This is a genomic window from Actinomadura sp. NPDC048021, from assembly GCF_040653135.1.
Classification (GTDB): Bacteria; Actinomycetota; Actinomycetes; order Streptosporangiales; family Streptosporangiaceae; genus Spirillospora; species Spirillospora verrucosospora.
The window spans coordinates 58,153-77,898 of the sequence record NZ_JBEZJQ010000006.1 but is presented as its reverse complement, the minus strand read 5'-3'; the positions used below and the strand labels follow the sequence as shown (position 1 = coordinate 77,898).

The window sequence follows — 19,746 nt, the reverse complement described above, 5'->3', positions numbered from 1 at the left end:
CTGGCCACTCGGCCTGGTGTTGGCTCCGCTTCGTCTCAAGGAAGGCGGAAGGCCAGGAGGGTTTTGTCCTGGGCGGCCACCAGGGTGCGGTCGCGGGTGGCGAGCGCCCATTGCCTGGTCGGGGAGGGGGTGGAGACGGGGTGGTTCCAGACGAGTTCGCCCGTCTCGGCGTCCCAGCCGTAGAGCCCCGCGCCCGTGGCTCCGGCCACCCCGGTGCAGATCATTCCGCCGGCGGCGACCAGCGGGGCGGTGCGGGCCGCGGGCGTGTCGACGGACCAGACCCGGCGGCCCGTGCGGGCGTCGAGCGCGATGAGCCGCGGGTTGTCGAGGATATAGGCGTGCTTCCCGCTGACCAGGAGGCTTCGTTCCTGCCCGCCGGGTGAGGTCGGTGTGTAGGTCCACAGCTCCCGGCCGGTGGACGCGTCCAGGGCGTACAAGGTCGGGCTGCCGGTGTAGACCGTCCCGGCCGCGACGGTGAAGTCCTGCGAGAGCTGCCTTTCGTCGTGGGGCTCCGCCGCGGCCTTGGGAAGCTCGACGGCCCAGAGACCGCGGCCCGTGTCGGCGGCCCGCGCCTCGAGCCTGACCCCCGACGGGTTGCGGAAGATCAGGTTCCCGCCGCCCTCGGGGACGGAGGTCAGGCCGCCCTCCGGATCGGCCCAGCGGACCGCGCCCGTCGCGGTGTCGAGCCCGACGAGCAGGCTGTCGGCCCCGCGGGGGGTGCCGATCGCGACGAGGGTGTGGTTCGTGATGCCGTAGAGGAGGCTGAAGAAGGTCTCGGAGGGCCACTCGTAGGCCCAGAGCCGGCTGCCGGTGGCGGCGTCCACGCCGAAGACCGTCCGGTCCCGGCCGGTGATGACGAGTTTCCCGTCGTCCGGCCCCAGCAGCTCGGGGTAGTCGTTGCCGGCGGCCACGTCGCTGCTCCACCTGACCCGGTGAGACTCGTCCATGGCGATCAGCCGGTCCTCCTCGTCCGGGATCCCATAGATCATGCTGGGTCCGGTGACGGCGACGGAGAACCTGCTGGACCACAGCTGTCGCCCGGTGTCGAGCGAGTGCCAGCGGTACACCGGCCCCTCGTCGTGGGGGACGACCGTCCGGGAGAGGACCTCGACGGCGAAGCGCCGGTCGCTGAGGTCGCCGATCGTCGTCCGCCACAGCGGCTTCGGCGGGGCGGGCCTCCGCCCGGCCCCGCCGTCGGCCGCGGCCAGTGCCGCGGCCGTCCCCCCGCCGACGACGGCGAGTCCCGCGGCGGCGGCGCCTCCGAGCAGCAGCCGCCGGCGGGTGCGGGCCTTGGCGATCTCGCGCAGATCCAGGAGGAGCGTGTCCTCCCGCTGCCGCAGCTCCTCGCCGAGGGAGCCAGGAAGCCAGCCGGGGGCCACCGGCTCGGCCGCCAGAAGCGACGGCAGCAGTTCGGTGGGCGGGCGCTCACCGGGGTCGCGGCTCAGGCAGGCGGCCACCATCCGCTCCAGGGACGCCGGGACGCCGTTCAGATCGGGCGCCTCGTGCAAGGTCCGGTGGATGATCGCGGGCAGCTCGTCCCTGCCGAAAGGGGGACGGCCGGTGGCGGCGAAGGCCAGCACGGCCCCGAAGGCGAACACGTCGGCGGCCGCGGTGAGCGTCCCGCCGCGGATCTGCTCGGGGGACATGTACCCGGGGGAGCCGATGATCTGCCCCTCGGAGGTGAGCGCCCGCGTGGACCCGCGGGACGCGTCATGGTCGGCGGCCCTGCTGATGCCGAAGTCGATGACCCGGGGCCCGTCCTTGGCCAGCAGGATGTTGGCCGGTTTGAGGTCGCGGTGCAGCAGCCCCGCCGCGTGGATCGCGATCAGCGCCTCGCCCAGCCCGGCGCCGAGCGTGCGCAGCAGCGGCTCGGGCATCGGCCCGTACCGGTCGACCGTCTCCTTCAGGCTGAGGCCGTTGACGTACGCGGTCGCCAGCCATGGGACGGCCCCGTCCGGCTCGGCCTCGACCACCGGGCTGGTGAACGCGCCGCTGACCCGCTGGGCTGCCGCGACCTCCGCCCGGAACCTCGCCCGGAACGCCGGATCCCCGGCGAGCTCCGGCCGCACCACCTTGATCGCCACCGCCCGTCCGGCCGGGGACGCGGCCAGGTACACCCGTCCCATGCCGCCCTCGCCCAGCCGCCGCAGCACCCGGTACCCGCCGATGCGGGCGGGGTCTTCGGGCCCTGGCCGGGCCGTCACGAGGCCGCCCGGAAGCAGAGCAGCCGCTCATGATCGGTCGCGAGGACCGACGAGCCGGACACGGCGACGTCCCATTTCCCGGCGCGGGGGACGTCGCCCCAGTGCGCCCACAGCCCCCGGCCGGAGGCCGTGGCGGCGAAGACGCCGCCTTCGAACGCGACCGCGAGGACGTCGCCCGACGCCGCGTCGTGCCCCGACTCGGCGACGAACTTCTCAGGACCGGCCAGGGACCACGCGGGGGCCCCCGTCGCGCGGTCGTGAGCGTGCAGGTCGTCACCCCGGAAGATCACCTTGCCGGCCGCGGGCAGGACGGAGGGGAACTCCGCGCCGGCGGTCCGCGACCACACGCTCTTCCCACCGGCCGTGTCGACCGCCTGGAGCGTATCGGCGAAGTTTCCGAACACCCTGCCGCCGGATACGGCGATGCCCTGGGTCAGCCACTCACCCTCGTCTTTGGACCAGTCGACGGTCCAGCGCCTGCGGCCGGTGGCGAGGTCGACGGCGAAGAGCGTGTGCTTCACATTGAGGTACAGGCCGTTCCGGTCGGCCGCGCCGGAGGCGTCCGAGTCGGCGAGAGGGAACCGCCAGCGGGCCTTGCCGCCGGCGAGGTCGACGGCCCACACGACAGGGACGCCCTCGTCCGAGTACGTCCCCGACTGCAGCAGGGCCGCGCCGTCGACCACGCCGAAGACGGAGCGGGGAAACGCGCCCTCGGGCATCGGCAGATGCGTCGCCTCACCCGATGCCGCGTCGACCAGGCTGATCGTCGACTTCCCGTCGAGACCGCCGCCGTTCGGAAGGACGAACGTCGACCCGTGGACCGCGCAGCCGGCGAACATGCTGACGTCCGCCGTCCACAGCCGCCGCCCGGACGCGGCGTCCACCCCGTATGCCGCGTCTTCGCCGCCCCACAGCACGACACCGCCCGCGACCAGCACGTGCGATTTGTCTGACCCGACGGGCGCGGGCGGGACGAAGGTCCACGCCGGCGCGGGCGCCGAGGCGATGGCGGTCCCGCGAGGCGCGGGCTTCGCGGGCTTGGACTTCCCGCCCGCCAGCGCCCAGCCCGCCGTCCCCGCGCCGATGCCGGTCACGGCGACCGCCGCCCCGGCGGCCAGCCCCAGCACGCGCCGCCGCCGCAGGCCGTCGGGGACCGTCTCCTCGATCCTCGGCAGCGGCGGCGGCAGCGTCACGGGCCCGGACGCGACCCGGTTCGCCTCGGCCTCCCTGGCCGCCAGTTCCCGTCGCAGGGCGGGGGAGAGGAGCGCAGAAGGATCGGCGGGGGTCAGCGCCGCGAGGACGTCCGCGAGTGGAGGCCGCCGGGCCGGTTCCTTGGCCAGGCAGGCGGCCACGGTGCTCCGCAGCGACGCGGGCAGCCCGTCCAGACGGGGCTCGCCGTACAGGATCTCGTAGAGCAGCGCGCCCGGGTCGCCCTCCCCGAACGGCCGGGCTCCCGTGGCCGCGTAGACCAGCACGCCCCCCAGCGCGAACACGTCCGCCGCGGCCCCCGCGTCCTTGGCGCCGGCGACTTGCTCGGGCGCCAGGTACGCCAGCGTGCCGATCATGCCGCCGGTACGGGTGATCTGCGTGGCGTCGACGACCTTGGCGATCCCGAAGTCGATGATCCTGGGCCCGTCCTCGGCCAGCAGGATGTTGCCGGGCTTGAGATCGCGGTGCACCAGCCCCGCCCTGTGAACGGCCCGCAGCGCCTCGGCGAGCCCCGCGCCCAGCGCGCGGACGGCCGACTCGGGCAGCGCCCCGCCGTCCTCGACGGCCTCCTTCAGCGTGGGCGCGGGGACGAAGGCGGCGGCGAACCACGGCTGCGGCGCGTCGGCGTCGGCGTCCAGCACGGGAGCCGTGTACAGCCCGCTGACCTTGCCCGCCGCGCCGATCTCACGCCGGAACCGCTCCCGGAACCCCGGGTCGTCGGCGGCGTCCGGCCGGATGAGCTTGAGGGCCGCCAGCCGCCCACCCGGCGACCGGGCAAGATAGACGACCCCCATCCCACCGGCACCGAGCCGGGCGAGAACCCGGTACCCGCCGACCCCAACGGGATCCCCCGCCTGGAGTGGCCCCATCCCGCCCCCACCTCGACAGAACAAACGTGTCTGTAAGAATATCGGATCGGCCTAACCCCAGGGCGTGCCCCAGCCCCCGGTCGAGGTCCCTCTAACGGGAGCGCCCGCTGTCGGCCGGATCGACTTCGAGCTGTGTGCGGACGTCGAGTTCATCGCAGAACGCATGATCGCTGCATCACCCGACGATGCTCACGGCGTCTGGGGCAGTGACCTGGAAGCGCAGATAGACCCGCGTGTGGCTGGCACTGACCAACCTCTGGTCGACTGTTGCGTGGGCCGAGACGTCCGTCTTCAACACCACCACAGACGCACTCAAAGCCGGGTGACCCTGACGGCACCACCCCCGTGGCAGCCGGTTGGACTGACACCAGCAAACACGTCACCCCACACGGCCCAGACGCGCGCCGCCCCAGACCCCGAACGGGACCGTTGCTCGGGTGGTGGGCCCACTGGGGCCTGCTCCTGCGCTCGGGCTTCCAGCGCATCCGGAACAAGACGAAGGTGGACGTCGACCTTCCTACCTGATCTCGGTCGGGCTGGCGGGATTTGAACCCACGACCCCTGGCACCCAAAGCCAGTGCGCTACCAAACTGCGCTACAGCCCGCACACCACCGCCGAACGCGATGACGCGAGAAGTGTAGTCCCGATCGGCCCCCGCCCGCTCCGCCCCCGGCACGTCCACCCCGAAGACCCTGTACGCTACGGGATGGCGATCGAGGCCCACCCGGGCCCGGAGATCGCCTAGCGGGCGTAGCTCAATGGTAGAGCCCCAGTCTTCCAAACTGGCTACGCGGGTTCGATTCCCGTCGCCCGCTCCACCATTTCCGCAGGTCAGAGCCCTATAGGGTGATCTTGACCGCCCTTCCGAAGATCATTTGTCACCCATTTGTCACTGGGATCTGGCACCGTCCCTGACGGAGATCAGCACGGTGACGGATCTTGCGTCCTCGACGTGGAAGGTCCGGCTCCCGGACGTGTCTCCAACCCTCCAGGCGTAGCTGGGCCTTCGGTACGTCCGGGTCGATGATTTGCCGGGTCCGCGAGTGGGGCCGTTGGCGTCGATCGTGGCGGCTGGGTCGAGCTGATGTTTTCGCCTGAGTGATGAGGACGAGGTGACCGTGCTGACTGGGCGCGGTGGTCCCGTTCGGCGTGGTTCTGTGCCGAGGGGTCAGGTCTTCTCCATGGACGTGGGGCTGGTGTGGCCGCCGTAGGTGGCGATCTTGTATTCGGTCGCCGCCAGGGAAAGGGTGAGCTCCTTGAGTTGGCGGCGGATCGTGTCGCGGTGTTCGAGGAGCAGGTCGAGGCGCTCGGGGACGGTGTCGTCGCCCTCGTCGGCCAGCCGCATGTAGTGCTGGAGGTCGCGCATGGCCATCCCGGACAGGCGCATGCGGGTCAGGAACACCAGTCTCCGGACCGCCGCCGCGTCGTAGCTGCGGTGGCCGCTGGCGTCGCGGGCCACCTCGACCAGCCCGATCCGCTCGTAGTAGCGCAGCGTGTGCGGCGACATGTCGAGCAGGTCGGCGACCTCCGTGATGGTCATGGGGTCGGTGGCGGCGCCGACGTCGACGAGGCGGTGGATCACCTCGACCGACATCGGGCCGTCGACCTCGTCGAGGGCGGCGAGCGCCCTCGACATCAGATCGTCCGTGGCCATGGCCACACTCTAGATCGGCCGGGCGGATGCGGCGGCGCCGGGGAAGTCGGCGGCACGCGCGGTAGGGGCCCAGCGTTCGAGCTCCTCCAGGTTCTGCCGGTAGGACCTTCCGATGCGCTCGACCGCCTCACGCCCGAGCGGAAGGCGCAGCGGCAACTCGTCACCGGCGACCAGGTCCACGATGATCTCCGCCGCCCGTACCGGATCGCCCTCCTGAACCCCGTCGGCGCCCGCCATGTCGTTGCGGACGGCCCCCAGGAGCCCGGTGTACGCGGCGCTGGCGTCGGCGACCCCGAGCACGTCGGGCGCGTTGAACGAGGTGCGGAACCGGCTCGGCTCGACGATCATCACCCGGACCCCGAACGGCGCGACCTCTCCGGCCAGCGCCTCCGACCAGCCTTCGAGCGCGAACTTGCCGGCCGAGTACGCGCCGACGCCAGGGAAGGAGATGCGCCCGCCCTGGCTGCTCATCTGCACGATCGTGCCCGACCCCTGCTCGCGGAAGTGCGGCAGGACGGCCCGCACGAGCGCCGCCGGCCCCAGAAGGTGCAGTTCCAAAGACGCGCGGAGCTCCTCGTCGCCGACCTCCTCGGCCGCGCCGACGACCCCGCGGCCGGCGTTGTTCACCAGCACGTCCACCCGCCCGAACCGGTCGACCGCCGCCCGTACGACGTCCCCGGCGCGCCCGGTGTCACGCACGTCGAGCTCGGCGACCAGCACCTGGTCGCGGTGGGCGTCCGCGAGGTCGGCCACCGACCCGGGCCGCCGCACGGCCAGCACCACGTTGTCGCCCCGCCCGATCGCGCACTCGGCGATGGCACGGCCGAAGCCCGCCGACGCGCCGGTGATGATCCATGTCCGCTGAGTGCCTGGTTGAGATGTCATGCCGGTGACGCTAGGAGTTCGAGCGCGCTCGAACGCAAGCACGGCGTCCGCGTCCCGTTCTGCGCACCGTCGGGATGTTCGCTCGGTGGCGGTGCATCGTGCGAGGTCGGAGCCGTGCTGGTGCGGGGCTCAGCCGCCTAGGGGGCAACGTCGCGAGCCTTTGCGCTGCACGCTGTTGCGGCTCGACTGCGCGCTGAAAGTCAGTCGACCGGATCCCAAGGCGCTGATGCGAGGGCTGCGGTCGGTAGCCGTAGTCACCTCGTTGGGGCAACCGGAGGGGGGAACAATGCGTCTGACTGTCGAGACCGCGGCTCGCGCCATGAGGCGAGATCCGCCACGACGGTTGGAGCCACGATGACCGCACCTAAGAAGCGCATTCCTGGACAGACCAACGCCGAGTATGAACGACGCCAGGATCCCAACGCGAAATTCATCGGAGCGCAGTCGCTGCAGGGTGGCGGAGACCCTTCTTTTTCGATCAGGGCCTCTCAGGCTTTCCTCGCTTGGCTTGACCGTCGCAGGGGCCGCAAGTCCCGTTAGGTGCGCTGCGGCCCGCAGCTCCGGCCTCATGCCGACAAAGGCGGGGGCGGGGGCGGAGCGGGGGTCGTCACCTACGCCTCGTACCTCGGCTGCGGGGGCGGCGGACCGGGCCGACCGCGCATCGCCGCTGCCTCTTGGCTGGGGAGGTCGGGACATTTCGGCTCATGCATGCGGCGAGGCGAAACAGGGATCGTGACAAGAGCTGCGGGCGAAGACGCGCATCTTGCTCAGTGAGTTGAAGACGGCCAAGTCGCGACGACGCGCTCGTGCTCACAACGCAGATCATGGGCCTTCGTTTCCCCGAAGTACGGCGTGACATGGGCGGCGAGCGCGTAGGCGTTGTCCGGGCGCCTGCCTTGCCTTCGGCGATGCGGGTCTCGGCTCGGGCGGAATGAACTCGAATCTTTTCCCCGGCTCGTCGAAGAAGGCGATCACCGGAACTTCGTAAGTGGTCTTCGCTCCCCGCCTTTCGACGTGGCGGACCACTATGGCCGAGTGTGTATCCCTGTGCGCCGGAGGCGTCTCCTTTTCATGAAGTTGTAGATCAGGGCGGGAAGGATCAACAGATAGATGATGATCACGATTTCCATGTTTCCATTGAACGCCGTCCGCGCATCGCTGTCCCGCCGGTCGTGTAGGCGATGCGACGCGAACGGCGCCGCAAGGCATGGGGGACCATCGGTTCATAATTCGGGACGCGGTGTACCGTTATGGGCATGGCCACGGAGACGCAAGCATGGCCGGACGGGCTTGGGGTGGTCCAGGTTCGGATTGCGCGGCCTACAGACAGGCTGGACGAGGTGGTCACGTTTTATAGGGACCACTTGGGCCTGCCCGAGCTCTCCCGGTTCACCGGCCACGCCGGTTATGACGGCGTGATGCTCGGTCTGCCCGGCACCGACTACCACCTGGAGTTCACCTCGCACGCCGACGGGAGCCCGTGCCCGGCGCCCACCGGCGACAATCTGCTCGTGCTGTACTTCGCGGGCGAGGTGCAGATGCGCGATGTGGTCGAACGGCTCGCGGCGGCCGGGCACGAACCGGTGCCGGCGGAGAACCCCTATTGGACCGAGAACGGCGCTCTGACTTACGCGGACCCGGACGGCTGGCGCGTCGTCCTGGTGCCCAAGCCCGTCTTCTGACGGCTGGACGTGCCCGCGATTCGCGCATCGACAGCGCCGTGCCGGCCGCCACCGTTGGACGCGGCGCCCGCACTGGGTGTGCGGACGCCGCGGGGGTCACGTCTGGGTCGCCAGAAGGGTGCGGGCCTCCGTTGCCGCGGTGGTGATCGCCTTGGGGAGGTTCTCGGGGCGGCGGCCGCCCGCGTTCGCCAGCGGGCCCTTGCCGCCCGCGCCGCCGCCGACCTCGCGGGCCGCTCCGGTCAGCAGGTCGCGCGCCTGGACTCCGGTGGACGCCCCGGCCGCCGCGACGAGGACCGCCTTGCCGTCCGACTCGGTGCCGAGGACGACGAGGCCGCGCTGGTCGCGGCGGGTGAGGACGCCGGTCGCGATGGTGCGCAGGTCCGCGCCGGTCAGGCCGGGGACGGTGTGCGCCACCAGCCAGCCGCCGGGGACGGGCTCGGCGAGGGACGCCAGGCGGTCGGTGTGCCGGTCGAGTTCGGCGCGGTGCAGCTCCTCCAGGCGGCGCTGGGTCTCCGCGAGTGTTTCCAGGCGTTGCCGGAGGCGGTCCGGGGCCTGGTCGGGACGGACGTTCAGCAGCGCCGCGAGCTCCTTCAGCAGCAGCGCGGTGCGGTCGTGGTGGCGGAGGGCGTCGGCGCCGGTGAGGGCCTCGATGCGGCGTAGGCCCGTGCCGATGGAGGACTCGCCGACGATGTGGACGGGGCCCGCCTGCGAGCCGTGGCCGACGTGGGTGCCGCCGCAGAGTTCGCGGGAGGCGTCCCCGATGTCCACGATGCGGACGTCGTCGCCGTACCGCTCGCCGAACAGGGCGATCGCGCCCGCGCGCTCCGCCTCCGCCCGGGTCGCCTCCCAGACGCGCACCTCGGGGTCGTCCAGGAGGTAGTCGTTGACGAGGGTCTGAACGCGGTCCGTGTCGACGGGGGAGAAGTGCGCGAAGTCGAAGCGCAGGCGTCCGGGCTCCACGCGGGAGCCCTGCTGCGCCGCGTGGTCGCCGAGGGTGCGGCGCAGCATCGCGTGCAGGACGTGGGTCGCGCTGTGCGAGCGGGCGGTGGCCGCGCGGCGGTCCGCGTCCACGATCGCCTCGGCGTCGTCGCCGGGACGGATTTCGCCGTCCACGATGCGGACGGTGTGGACGTGCAGACCGTCCAGTCCCGGGCGGGTGTCGACGACCTCCAGGGTCGCGCCGGACGTGCGGATCGTGCCCGTGTCGCCGACCTGGCCGCCCGACTCCGCGTAGAACGGGCTGTGGGTCAGGATCACCTCCAGCTCGTCGCCCCTGGTCGCGGTGGGCACCTCGCCGTCCGGGCCGAGGAGGGCGCCGATCTGTGTTTCCGCTGTTTCGGACGTGTGGCCGACGAAGTCGGTGAGGCCGTGCGCCGCGGCGACGCGGCGGTAGAGGTCCTGCCGCGCGACCGCGCCGCCCTTGCGGCCCTGCCCGGCGCGGTGCGCCTGGCGGCGCTGCTCGTCGAGGAGTTCGGCGAACGCGTCCTCGTCGACCGTGAGGCCGGCCGAGCGCGCCGCGTCGACCGTGAGGTCGATCGGGAAGCCGTAGGTGTCGTGCAGTTCGAAGGCCGTCCGCCCGGAGATGGCGGTGGTGGCGCGGCCGATCGCCGCGTCGAGGAGCTGGGAGCCCTGGCGCAGCGTCCGCTCGAACGCCTCCTCTTCGGCCCGGACGACCTGCTCGATGAGCTCGGAGCGCCGGGAGAGCTCCGGCCAGGCGTCGCCGAGGTTGCCGACGACGCTGGAGGTCAGCGCGGGCAGGGTGGGGCCGTCGATGCCGAGCCTGCGCGCGTGCCGGATCGCGCGGCGCATCAGGCGGCGCAGGACGTAGCCGCGGCCGTCGCGGGCGGGCATGACGCCGTCCGCGATGAGGAACGCGACCGAGCGGGAGTGTTCCGCGACGACTCGGAAGGACATGGAGTCCTCGCCGTCGCGGCCCGGGTAGGCGCGGCCCGCCATGTCCTGGACGAGCCGGAACGTCGGCGCAAGCAGATCCGTCTCGCAGACGGTGTCCACGTCTTGCAGCACCGCCGCGAGCCGGTCGAGACCGAGCCCCGTGTCGATGTTCCGTGCAGGGAGCTCGCCGAGAATCGGGTAATCGTCTTTGCCGGAGCCCTCGCCACGGAGGTTCTGCATGAAGACGAGGTTCCAGAGCTCCTGGTACCGCTCGCCGTCCACCGCGGGTCCGCCTTCGCGGCCGAAGGACGGCCCCCTGTCGTAGTGCAGTTCGGAGGACGGCCCGCAGGGGCCGGGGATGCCCATCGACCAGTAGTTGTCCTCCATGCCGAGCCGCTGGATCCGCTCGGAGGGGACACCCACGCGCCGCCAGAGCCGGACGGCTTCGTCGTCGTCCAGGTACACGGTGACCCAGAGGCGTCGCGGGTCGAGGTTGTAGTGGCGGGTGAGCAGTTCCCACGCCCAGGCGATCGCCTCCGCCTTGAAGTAGTCGCCGAAGGAGAAGTTGCCGAGCATCTCGAAGAACGTCGCGTGCCGCGTGGTGCGGCCCACGTTCTCGATGTCGGACGTGCGCGCGCACTTCTGCACGGACACGGCGCGCGGGTGCTCGGGCGTGGTCTCGCCGAGGAAGTACGGCTTGAACTGGTTCATGCCCGCGTTCGCCAGCAGCAGCGTGGGATCGGACGGGATCAGCGGGCTGGACGGCACGACGCGGTGGTCGCGCTCCTGGAAGAAGCCCAGGAAGGTCGAACGGATGTCAGTCGAGCGCATGGGACGGCCTCACGAGGTCGATGGGATGACGGCGCACACCGCCGAGCCGGGCCGGGCACGTCTGCACGTTCCCCAGCTCGGCGCGGCTAGCTCGCCGTCCCACCTCGTGAATGACCATCGCCATCCACGTTACCGCCGGGCGTCCTCCGCCTGCACGTCCATTTGGCGGGCGTCGTACTCGGCGCGGGCGGCGTCGATCTGGCCGAGGTGGTCCTCGGCCCAGGCGACGAAGGTGCCGGCCGCGTCCATCAGCGTCGCGCCCAGCGGGGTGAGCGAGTACTCCACGCGGGGCGGGACCACGGGGTAGACGGTCCGGGTGACGATGCCGTCGCGCTCCAGCCCGCGCAGCGTGACGGTGAGCATCCGCTGGCTGATGCCGTCGATCTCGCGCCGCAGCTCGGTGAACCGCTTGGTGTGCTCGCCGAGCACCGCGATGACCTGCAGCGACCACTTGTCGCCGATGCGGTCGAGGATCTCGCGGGCGCGGCAGCCGACGGCGGTGTGCTCCATTGGTTCCCTCCAGGTGACCGGGGCAGAAAAAAGTGCCTTCTTGTGCCGGATAACGGGTTGTCCGCACCATGGAAGCGGTTCCCGAAAGGAACTGCCTTACCTTCCATAACCGTAGGAGACACCATGACGGCCCAGCTTGTCGAGATCCCCGGCTACGTCGCCGGGACCTGGACCATCGACCCCCTCCACTCCGGGGTCGGCTTCACCGTCCGGCACCTGATGGTCAGCCGGGTCCGCGGCCGTTTCGGGACGTTCGAGGGGACGATCGTGACCGGCGCCGACCCCCTCGACTCGTCGGTGACCGCGACGATCGACCTGGCGTCGGTCGACACCGGCAACGCGCAGCGCGACGAGCACGTCAGGTCGGCCGACTTCCTGGACGTCGCCGAGCACCCCGCCATGACCTACCGCTCGACCGGCGTGCGCCGCGACGGCCAGGACTTCGTGCTGGACGGCGAGCTGTCGCTGCGCGGCGTCACCCGGCAGGTCCCGCTCCGGCTGGAGATCGGCGGCTTCGGTCCCGACCCGTTCCGGCAGGACGACCCGTCCAAAGGCGCCCGCTCCGGGTTCACCGCGACGGGCGAGCTCAGCCGCCTGGAGTTCGGCGTGGGCGAGGCGACGACCCTGGCGGGCGGCGGGCTCGCGCTGAGCGACAAGATCCAGATCGTCCTGGAGATCGAGGCGGTCCTGCAGGACGGCTGACCCGGCTCCGCGGAGACGACGCCGCATCAGCCCCGGAGCAGGGACGGGAGCGCGTCCAGCGTCGTGATGCGCGCGACGTCCAGGGGGCCGGGAGACGGGCCGCCGGACCGGTCGAGCCACACGCCGGTGAGGCCCGCGGCGGCGGCGCCCTGCGCGTCGACGACGAGCCGGTCCCCGACGTAGGCGGCCGCGTGCGGTTCGGCGCCGAGGGCCGCGCAGGCCGTCAGGAAGATCCCGGCGGCGGGCTTGGCGGCGCCCGCCTCGCTGGAGGCGACGACGACGGGGAGCCGGGCGGCGAACCCGATCCGCTCGACCTTCAGGCGCTGCTGGGCGGCGTCCCCGTTGGTGATCACCCCGAGCCGCAGGCCGCGCGCCGCGAGGGCGTCGAGCGCCGGCCCGGCGTCCGGGAACGGGCGCCAGGCCGCCTGGTAGCGGGCCACGTACCCGGTGAGCCACGCGTCGGCGCGGGCGTCGTCCCAGTCACCGAGGCCGAGCTCCCGGGCGAGGGTGACGATCCGGAGGCGGCGCTGCTCGGCGAAGCTCAGCTCGCCCGCCAGGTACCGGTCGACCGCCTGGTCGGTGAGCTCCGCCCAGCGCGCGGCGAGGGGCGCCGGGTCCTCGTCCGGGAACATCCCGACGACGGCCCGGCGCGCGGCGTCCTCGTGGTCGAGGAGCGTCCCGTCCAGGTCGAACAGCACCGCCGTGATCATGAGAGGAGGCCGAGGAGCGCGGCGGTCGGCTCGGCCTGGACCTGACGCGGCGTCCAGTTCTGCAAGGAAGCTCCCAATGTCGTCGAACCCGCTCAGCCGAACCCGTGTGATTGGGCGAGTACCCGCGCCGCCTCCATGACCGACGCGCGGCGGCGCGCGAAGGTGGCGGCGTCGTCCTCCTCGTCCAGGATCACCCGGCGCAACTGCGGGACGGCGAAGTTCCACGCGATGAGGCCGAACACGGTGAACATCAGGTCCTGGACGGCCCGCGTGCGGTCCGGGTCCGCGGGTCCGCCGCCGCGCTCCGTGAAGCGCGCGGCCTTGCGCCGGAACTCCTCGCGGCGCTCCGCCTCGCCCTGCACCTGGCCCGAGGTCTCCAGAGCCTCCCACAGAAGCAGCCTGACCAGCTCCGGGTGCTCCCTGTACCAGTCGAACAGCCGGCCCACGGAGTCCGCCAGGCCGTCCGGATCGATGTCGGACGCGTTGCCGATCTCCGCCATCTTCGCGCGCACCACGGCGCCGAACAGCTTCTCCTTGCCGCCGAAGTACAGGTAGATGGCCTGCTTGTTGGCCCGTGCCTCGGTGGCGATGCGATCGATCCGGGCGCCCGCGAGCCCGCGCGCGGCGAACTCGGCGGTGGCGGCCTGGAAGATCCGCCGGCGGGTCGCCTCCGCGTCGTAGCCCATACGCGGATTAAACCACCCGGTTGACTTCGGCCGGTCCGGGGAGCATTCTAAAACAACCAGATGGTTTATTTGTGGAGGACGCATGACCACGACCGAAGCGCCCGTCCCGGCCCGCTCACCGCTCCCGGCGAGCCTCGCCGGCCGCACGGCGGTGATCCTCGGGGGCAGCTCCGGCATCGGCCTGGCCGCGGGGGAGCTGCTCGCCTCGGCCGGTGCGCGGATCGTGCTCGCGAGCCGCGACAGGACCCGGCTGGACGCCGCCGTGGCGCGCGTGGCCGCGGCCGGGACCGCGGCCCAGGTGCTGGGAGCGGCCGCCGACGTCACGGACGAGAACGCGGTGGAGGAGGTCTTCGAGCGCGCCGGCACCGTCGACCACGTGCTGGTGACGGCCGGGCGCCCTGTCGGCATGGGGCCGCTCACCGGGCTCACCCGGGACGTCGTGCGGGACGCCGTCGAGGGACCGGCGTGGGCGGTGCTCGTCGTCGCGCGCGCCGCCGCCCGCCGGATGCCCCCGGGCGGGTCGATCACGCTGACCTCGGGCATCCTCGTGCCGCGTCCCCGTCCGGGGATGTCCGCGCCGGTGGCGGCGGGCGGCGCCGTCGAGACGCTCACCCGTGCGCTCGCCGTCGAGTACGCGCCCGCGCGCCTGCGGGTCAACGCGATCCGGTTCGGGGCCTTCGACACCCCTCTGCTGCGGACGGCCTACGGAGCCGCCTCCGGCGCGGAGGGCGACGCGGCGATGGCCGAGGCGGGCGGGTCCATGCCGCTCGGACGGTTCGGGACGGCCGAGGAGGCCGCCTCCGCCGCCCTGTTCCTCATGGCCAACACCTACATGAACGGCGAGATCCTCACGGTGGACGGAGGCCAGTCCCTGCTCTGAGCAAGGGGCGGGCCCCTGACCGGCGTCCGGTTGGTCAGGGGCCCGAAGTCTCGGCTGTCTGAGGGGGCTGGGAGTACCCCTTTCTGCGAACAGCTCAGCCGAGACCGCTCTTGATCGCGGTGATCAGCTCACCGCCCGTCGTGTCGCCGCTGAGTTCCCAGAAGAAGGCGCCGCCGAGACCCTGGTCGCCGGCGAAGCCCATCTTCCCGCGGATGGTGGACGGGGTGTCGTAGCTCCACCACTCGCTGCCGCACTTGCCGTACGCGGTTCCGGCGACCGTGCTCGTCGCGGGGCACTTGCCCTTCAGGACCTTGTAGTCCTCGATGCCGGCCTCGTAGGTGCCGGGCGCGGCCCCGGTCGCGGCGCCGCCCGGCTCGGACTGGGTGACGCCCGTCCAGCCGCGGCCGTAGAAGCCGATGCCGAGCAGCAGCTTGCTCGCCGGCACGCCCTTGGCCCTGAGCTTGGAGATCGTGTCGGTGCTGTTGAAGCCCTCGTGCGGGATGCCCGGGTAGGACGTGAGCGGCGAGTGCGGCGCGGTCGGCCCCTTGGCGTCCCAGGCGCCGAAGTAGTCGTAGGTCATGGGGTTGTACCAGTCGACGTACTGGGCGGCGCCGCCGTAGTCGGTGACGTCCATCTTGCCGCCGGCGCTCGCGTCCGCGGTGATCGCGGCGGTCACGAGATTGCCGGACCCGAACTTGGCGCGGACCGCGGCCATCAGCTTCCTGAACGCGTCCGGCCCGCTGGTGTCGCAGGTCAGCCCGCAGGCGTTCGGGTACTCCCAGTCGATGTCGATGCCGTCGAACACGTCGGCCCAACGCGGGTCCTCGACCAGGTTGTAGCAGGACTCGGCGAACGCGGCGGGGTTCTGGGCGGCCTGGCCGAAGCCGCCGGACCAGGTCCAGCCGCCGAACGACCACAGCACCTTCAGGTCCGGGTGCAGCTTCTTCAGCTTGCGCAGCTGGTTGAAGTTGCCGCGCAGCGGCTGGTCCCAGTTGTCGGCGACGCCGTCGACGCTCTGGTCGGCGGTGTAGGCCTTGTCGTAGTCGGCGTAGGAGTCGCCGATCGCGCACCGGCCGCCCGTCACGTTGCCGAACGCGTAGTTGATGTGCGTCAGCTTGGCGGCCGAGCCGCTCGTCTCGACGTTCTTGACGTGGTAGTTGCGCTGGTAGACGCCCCAGTCGGTGAAGTAGCCGACGACCTTGTTCCCGCCGCCTCCGGGGTTGCCGCCGCCGCCCTCGTCGGTGGTGACGGACACCGGCGCCGACGCGGGGGAGGTGTTCCCGGCGGCGTCCTTGGCCTTGACGGTGAAGGTGTAGGCGGTCTTGGCCGAGAGCCCGCCGACGGTCGTGCTGGTGCCGATCACCGATGCCGCCTTGGCGGAGCCGTTGTAGACGTCGTAGCCGGTGACGCCGACGTTGTCGGTCGACGCGGTCCACGCCAGCGACACGCTGGTGGCGGTCTTGCCGGTGGAGCGGAGGCCGGACGGGGCCGAGGGGGCCTCGGTGTCCTTCTCGGGGGGCGTGGAGCCGTCGCAGGTCGCGCCGTTGATCGTGCAGCTGGTGAACCAGCCGGAACCGGTGCCGCCGAACCCGAAGCTGGTGCTCGCGCCCGCGGCGATCGTGCCGTTCCAGCCGGTGTTGGCGAACGTGTAGTGGTTCCCGGAGACGGTCTTGGTCGCGTTCCAGACGTTGCCGACGGACGTCCCGGACGGCAGGTCCGCCTCCAGCTTCCAGCTGCTGATCGCCGAGCCGGTGCCGTTGGTGATGGTGCAGTTGCCGTCGAAGCCGGTGCCCCAGTCGGAGGTCTTCTTGCAGGTGGCGGTGACCGCCTGCGCCGACGACGCCGGGGGCGCCGTGAGCAGGGCCGCGGCCGCCGCGAGTGTCGCTGCGCCGGCGAGCGCGATGGCCCGCCGTCCGCCCGGTCGTGACATGGTTCTCCGTTCGGTTCGGCCCCCGAAGCAAACAGGAATCCCCGCCAATTCTTAGGAAAGTTTCCTAAGAATTGGCCCGATCGTAACCGCGCCGAACGGCGCCGACAAGGGCTCGCGGGAGACCCGCGGACGCCGGAACGAGTGGTCTAAGCGACTGCCTGGACTCATACGGTCACCGGGCGCGCAGAAAAATCAGGACGCGCCGAACCATCCCGGCATGTCGAGCCGCCACAGGTCCGCGGACGTCATCCGGCGGAGATCGTCCTCCAGGGCCCGCATGCGGTCGGCGCCCAGCGTCCGGACCCAGTCGCCCCGGATCCGCTCGAAGATCCGCTCGGACCGGACGAGGGAGTCGACCCCCCGCGCGGTCAGCCGGACGATCTTGCGGCGCGCGTCCCGGGGGTCGGCGCCGCGCTCCAGGTAGCCCGCCCGCTCCAGTGACTCCACCATCTTGCCCGCGGCCTGCTTGGACACCCCGAGCCGGCGGCCGAGCTCGACCGCCGTCGTGCCGTCCGGTCCGATGGCCTGGAAGACGAAGCCGTGCATCGGGCGCAGGTCCGGATGCCCCTGCCGGGCCAGCTCGGCGTGCAGCTCGTCGATGATCACGCGGAACGCCAGGAAGAGCCGCAGCGGCAGCTCGAACCCGGGCGCGTCCCGCGGCCCGCCGTCACTTGACATGAAAGACAACCTCGTTGACTATATGGACAACCACATTGTCTAACTTAGGGGACGGGGAACCATGACGCTCATCCGCAACGCCGAGAGCCGCCGGACCGAGACGCCGAACGGCGTGATGACCACGGCCGCCACGCCGACCCAGGGCGGCACCGAGGGGATCGCGGTCTGGCGCGTGAAGGGGACGCCGGGCAAGACCGGTCCGCTGCACGCGTTCGACACCGAGCAGGTGTGGACGTTCCTCGACGGCGACGCCACCGTCGACCTGGACGGCCGCAAGCTGGAGGCGGGCGCCGGCGACACCGTCGTCCTGCCCGCCGACGCGCCCCGCCAGATCACGGCCGGGGACACCGGCTTCACCGCCGTCGTCGCCGCCCACGCGGGCTGCCTCGCCTACGACCCCGAAGCCCTGGTGGACGAGACCCGGTGCGCCATCGCGCCCCAGGGGGACGAGCGGATCGTCCCGCCCTGGGCCGCGTGAGCCGAGGCGGCGGGGATCAGGCGCCCAGGTAGGCCAGGACGGCGAGGACGCGGCGGTTGTCGTCCTCGGACTGCGGCAGCCCGAGCTTGCCGAAGATGCTGTTGGTGTGCTTGCTGATCGCCTTCTCGGTCACGAACAGCTTCGCGGCGATCGCGGCGTTCGAGCGGCCCTCCGCCATCAGCCCGAGCACCTCGCGCTCGCGGGGAGTGAGCTGCTGCAGCGGCTCCTCGCGGGCGTGCCGGGTGAGCAGCTGGGCCACCACGTCGGGGTCGAGCGCGGTGCCGCCGCCCGCGACCCGGCGCACCGCCTCCACGAAGACCTTGACGTCCGACACGCGGTCCTTCAGCAGGTAGCCGATGCCGCCCGTGCTGTCGGACAGCAGCTCCCGCGCGTACAGCTGCTCCACGTGCTGCGACAGCACGAGGACCGGCAGGCCCGGGATCTCCTTGCGCGCGTCCAGCGCGGCCCTGAGCCCCTCGTCGGTGAACGTCGGCGGGAGCCGGACGTCCACGACCGCCACGTCCGGGCGGTGCGTGGTCAGCGCCCTCAGCAGGGACGGCCCGTTGTCGACCGCCTCGACGACCTCGAACCCGAACGCCTCCAGCAGGCGGATCAGCCCGTCCCGGAGGAGGGCGAGGTCCTCGGCGATGACAACGCGCACGGCAGCTCCATGGTCACGATGGTCGGCCCGCCGACCGGGCTCGTCACCGCCATCGTCCCATCGAACGCCGCCAGCCTGCGCTCGATACCGCGCATTCCGCTCCCGGCCCCCGGGTCGGCGCCGCCGGTCCCGTCGTCACCGATGATCATGATCAGCCGGTCCCCGGGGTGCTCGATCTGCACCCAGGCGCGCCGCGCGGCCGAGTGCTTGACCACGTTGGCGAGCATCTCCGCGACCGCGAAGTACGCCGCCGACTCCACCGGGGCGTCGCCGCGCCCCGGCAGGTCGATCCGGACGTCGACGGGCAGCGGCAGGGTGAGGGCGAGGGCGCGCACCGCGCCGTCGAGGCCCCGCTCGGCCAGGACCGGCGGATGGATGCCCCGGACCAGGTCGCGCAGCTCCGTCAGCGCCGTCCCGCTCGCCTCGCGGGCCTCGGCCAGGAGCTTCTGCGCCGTCTCGGGGTCGTGCTTCATCATCTCCTCGGCGAGGCCGATGTTCATGCTCAGCGCGACCAGCCGGGCCTGCGCGCCGTCGTGCAGGTCGCGCTCGATGCGGCGCAGCTCGGCCGCCGAGGCGTCCACCGCCTCCGAGCGCGTCTCGGTGAGCCGCTCGACGCGCTCGGCCAGCGCGTCCCGCGTCGGCGCTAGCAGGGACTGGCAGAACCGGGCGTGCGCCTTCAGGAACAGCGGCCCCAGCGGGACGGACACCGCCGTCAGCGCCGCGCCCAGCACGATGGTGCCGACGAAGCCGATGACGCCCCAGTCGCTCAGCGGCCAGAAGGGACCCCAGCCGTAGTCGGTGAGCAGCGACACCCACGGCGCCACGAACACGCCCTCCAGCCCGTAGAGCGTCAGGCCGCCCGCGAGGACGCCGAGGACGAGCGCGACCGGCACGTTCAGGAGCGTCCACAGCAGGTCGCGCCACGAGGCCGGATCGGCGAGGACCCACTTCAGCCGGCCGAACACGCCCGCCCCGGCCGGCTCCGCCCGGTACGGGACGGGGATCCGCACCCCCGACCACCCGGCCGCCCACGCGCGCTGCTGGTTGGCGACCGTCCGGATCGCCTGGAACATCACCGGAGCCAGGACGACCCCGAACCCCAGCGGGATGAACGCGATCGACAGCACGGTCACGATGAACAAGGGCAGGTTCACCGCGTACGCCAGCACGATCTGGACGACCGCCCGCCCGAAACAGGCGAGGGCGCGCCGCCCGTACCCGCGCAGTAGCTCACTCACCGTTCCTCCAAGGGTTCGCCGTGGGACCTCCACCATTGTCATCGT

16 protein-coding genes and 2 tRNA genes are annotated in these 19,746 nt (G+C 72.0%); 5 read left to right on the top strand and 13 right to left on the bottom strand.

All coding sequences use genetic code 11. The features are described 5' to 3' along the window. Positions 1–35: 35 nt before the first annotated feature. The 3 genes from AB0C87_RS12155 to AB0C87_RS12145 all read right to left on the bottom strand — a co-directional run bounded on the left by AB0C87_RS12155 (position 36) and on the right by AB0C87_RS12145 (position 4,887). A complete protein-coding gene (locus AB0C87_RS12155) occupies positions 36–2,204 on the bottom strand; it encodes a serine/threonine-protein kinase (protein ID WP_360577378.1) in 2,169 nt (722 codons plus the stop codon). After that, positions 2,201–4,282, bottom strand: a complete 2,082-nt coding sequence (locus AB0C87_RS12150) for a PQQ-binding-like beta-propeller repeat protein (RefSeq protein ID WP_360577377.1) — start codon at positions 4,280–4,282, stop codon at positions 2,201–2,203. Before AB0C87_RS12150 ends, AB0C87_RS12155 begins: the two co-directional genes overlap by 4 nt. Positions 4,283–4,813: 531 nt before the next feature. Further along, a tRNA-Pro gene (locus AB0C87_RS12145) sits at positions 4,814–4,887 on the bottom strand. Between the two features lie 140 nt (positions 4,888–5,027). Between AB0C87_RS12145 and AB0C87_RS12140 the strand changes: the two genes are divergently transcribed. Beyond that, a tRNA-Gly gene (locus AB0C87_RS12140) sits at positions 5,028–5,101 on the top strand. A gap of 350 nt (positions 5,102–5,451) precedes the next feature. On the opposite strand, the gene AB0C87_RS12135 is transcribed toward AB0C87_RS12140, so the two are convergent. Continuing rightward, positions 5,452–5,937, bottom strand: a complete 486-nt coding sequence (locus tag AB0C87_RS12135) for a MerR family transcriptional regulator (RefSeq protein WP_360577375.1) — start codon at positions 5,935–5,937, stop codon at positions 5,452–5,454. Between the two features lie 9 nt (positions 5,938–5,946). Continuing rightward, complete coding sequence (locus AB0C87_RS12130) at positions 5,947–6,822, bottom strand: SDR family NAD(P)-dependent oxidoreductase (RefSeq protein ID WP_353832495.1); 876 nt, start codon at positions 6,820–6,822, stop codon at positions 5,947–5,949. Between the two features lie 1,256 nt (positions 6,823–8,078). Between AB0C87_RS12130 and AB0C87_RS12125 the strand changes: the two genes are divergently transcribed. Beyond that, the gene (locus AB0C87_RS12125) at positions 8,079–8,504 is read left to right on the top strand and encodes a VOC family protein (protein ID WP_353832494.1); all 426 of its coding nucleotides are present in this window, start codon (positions 8,079–8,081) and stop codon (positions 8,502–8,504) included. 96 nt (positions 8,505–8,600) lie between these two features. Here the strand turns inward: AB0C87_RS12125 and alaS are convergent, their stop codons facing one another. Both alaS and AB0C87_RS12115 read right to left on the bottom strand, forming a co-directional pair. After that, the gene (gene alaS, locus AB0C87_RS12120) at positions 8,601–11,228 is read right to left on the bottom strand and encodes an alanine--tRNA ligase (RefSeq protein WP_360577372.1); all 2,628 of its coding nucleotides are present in this window, start codon (positions 11,226–11,228) and stop codon (positions 8,601–8,603) included. Between the two features lie 129 nt (positions 11,229–11,357). Beyond that, complete coding sequence (locus AB0C87_RS12115; protein WP_345180896.1) at positions 11,358–11,738, bottom strand: helix-turn-helix domain-containing protein; 381 nt, start codon at positions 11,736–11,738, stop codon at positions 11,358–11,360. Positions 11,739–11,861: 123 nt separating this feature from the next. On the opposite strand from AB0C87_RS12115, the gene AB0C87_RS12110 reads away from it, so the two are divergent. After that, complete coding sequence (locus tag AB0C87_RS12110; protein ID WP_360577370.1) at positions 11,862–12,440, top strand: YceI family protein; 579 nt, start codon at positions 11,862–11,864, stop codon at positions 12,438–12,440. Positions 12,441–12,466: 26 nt separating this feature from the next. On the opposite strand, the gene AB0C87_RS12105 is transcribed toward AB0C87_RS12110, so the two are convergent. Together AB0C87_RS12105 and AB0C87_RS12100 are read right to left on the bottom strand one after the other, a co-directional pair. Beyond that, positions 12,467–13,150: an HAD-IA family hydrolase gene (locus AB0C87_RS12105; protein WP_353832492.1), complete on the bottom strand. Its 684-nt coding sequence runs from the start codon at positions 13,148–13,150 to the stop codon at positions 12,467–12,469. Positions 13,151–13,242: 92 nt separating this feature from the next. Next, positions 13,243–13,836, bottom strand: coding sequence for a TetR family transcriptional regulator (locus AB0C87_RS12100; RefSeq protein WP_360577368.1), 594 nt, complete (start codon positions 13,834–13,836; stop codon positions 13,243–13,245). 82 nt (positions 13,837–13,918) lie between these two features. Here AB0C87_RS12100 and AB0C87_RS12095 point away from each other — a divergent pair, with 82 nt between their 5' ends. Further along, positions 13,919–14,716: an SDR family oxidoreductase gene (locus AB0C87_RS12095; protein ID WP_360577366.1), complete on the top strand. Its 798-nt coding sequence runs from the start codon at positions 13,919–13,921 to the stop codon at positions 14,714–14,716. Positions 14,717–14,810: 94 nt separating this feature from the next. On the opposite strand, the gene AB0C87_RS12090 is transcribed toward AB0C87_RS12095, so the two are convergent. Then, positions 14,811–16,646, bottom strand: a complete 1,836-nt coding sequence (locus tag AB0C87_RS12090) for a glycosyl hydrolase family 18 protein (RefSeq protein WP_360577364.1) — start codon at positions 16,644–16,646, stop codon at positions 14,811–14,813. A 192-nt stretch (positions 16,647–16,838) separates the two neighbouring features. Next, on the bottom strand, positions 16,839–17,324 hold the full coding sequence (locus tag AB0C87_RS12085; RefSeq protein ID WP_345180884.1) for a MarR family winged helix-turn-helix transcriptional regulator: 486 nt from the start codon (positions 17,322–17,324) through the stop codon (positions 16,839–16,841). 61 nt (positions 17,325–17,385) lie between these two features. On the opposite strand from AB0C87_RS12085, the gene AB0C87_RS12080 reads away from it, so the two are divergent. Continuing rightward, positions 17,386–17,802, top strand: a complete 417-nt coding sequence (locus AB0C87_RS12080) for a cupin domain-containing protein (protein ID WP_353832488.1) — start codon at positions 17,386–17,388, stop codon at positions 17,800–17,802. A gap of 16 nt (positions 17,803–17,818) precedes the next feature. On the opposite strand, the gene AB0C87_RS12075 is transcribed toward AB0C87_RS12080, so the two are convergent. Together AB0C87_RS12075 and AB0C87_RS12070 are read right to left on the bottom strand one after the other, a co-directional pair. Beyond that, positions 17,819–18,463: a response regulator transcription factor gene (locus tag AB0C87_RS12075; protein WP_345180881.1), complete on the bottom strand. Its 645-nt coding sequence runs from the start codon at positions 18,461–18,463 to the stop codon at positions 17,819–17,821. Further along, a complete protein-coding gene (locus AB0C87_RS12070; RefSeq protein WP_345180879.1) occupies positions 18,415–19,701 on the bottom strand; it encodes a sensor domain-containing protein in 1,287 nt (428 codons plus the stop codon). The genes AB0C87_RS12075 and AB0C87_RS12070 overlap by 49 nt, the downstream gene beginning before the upstream one ends. Between the last annotated feature and the right edge of the window lie 45 nt (positions 19,702–19,746).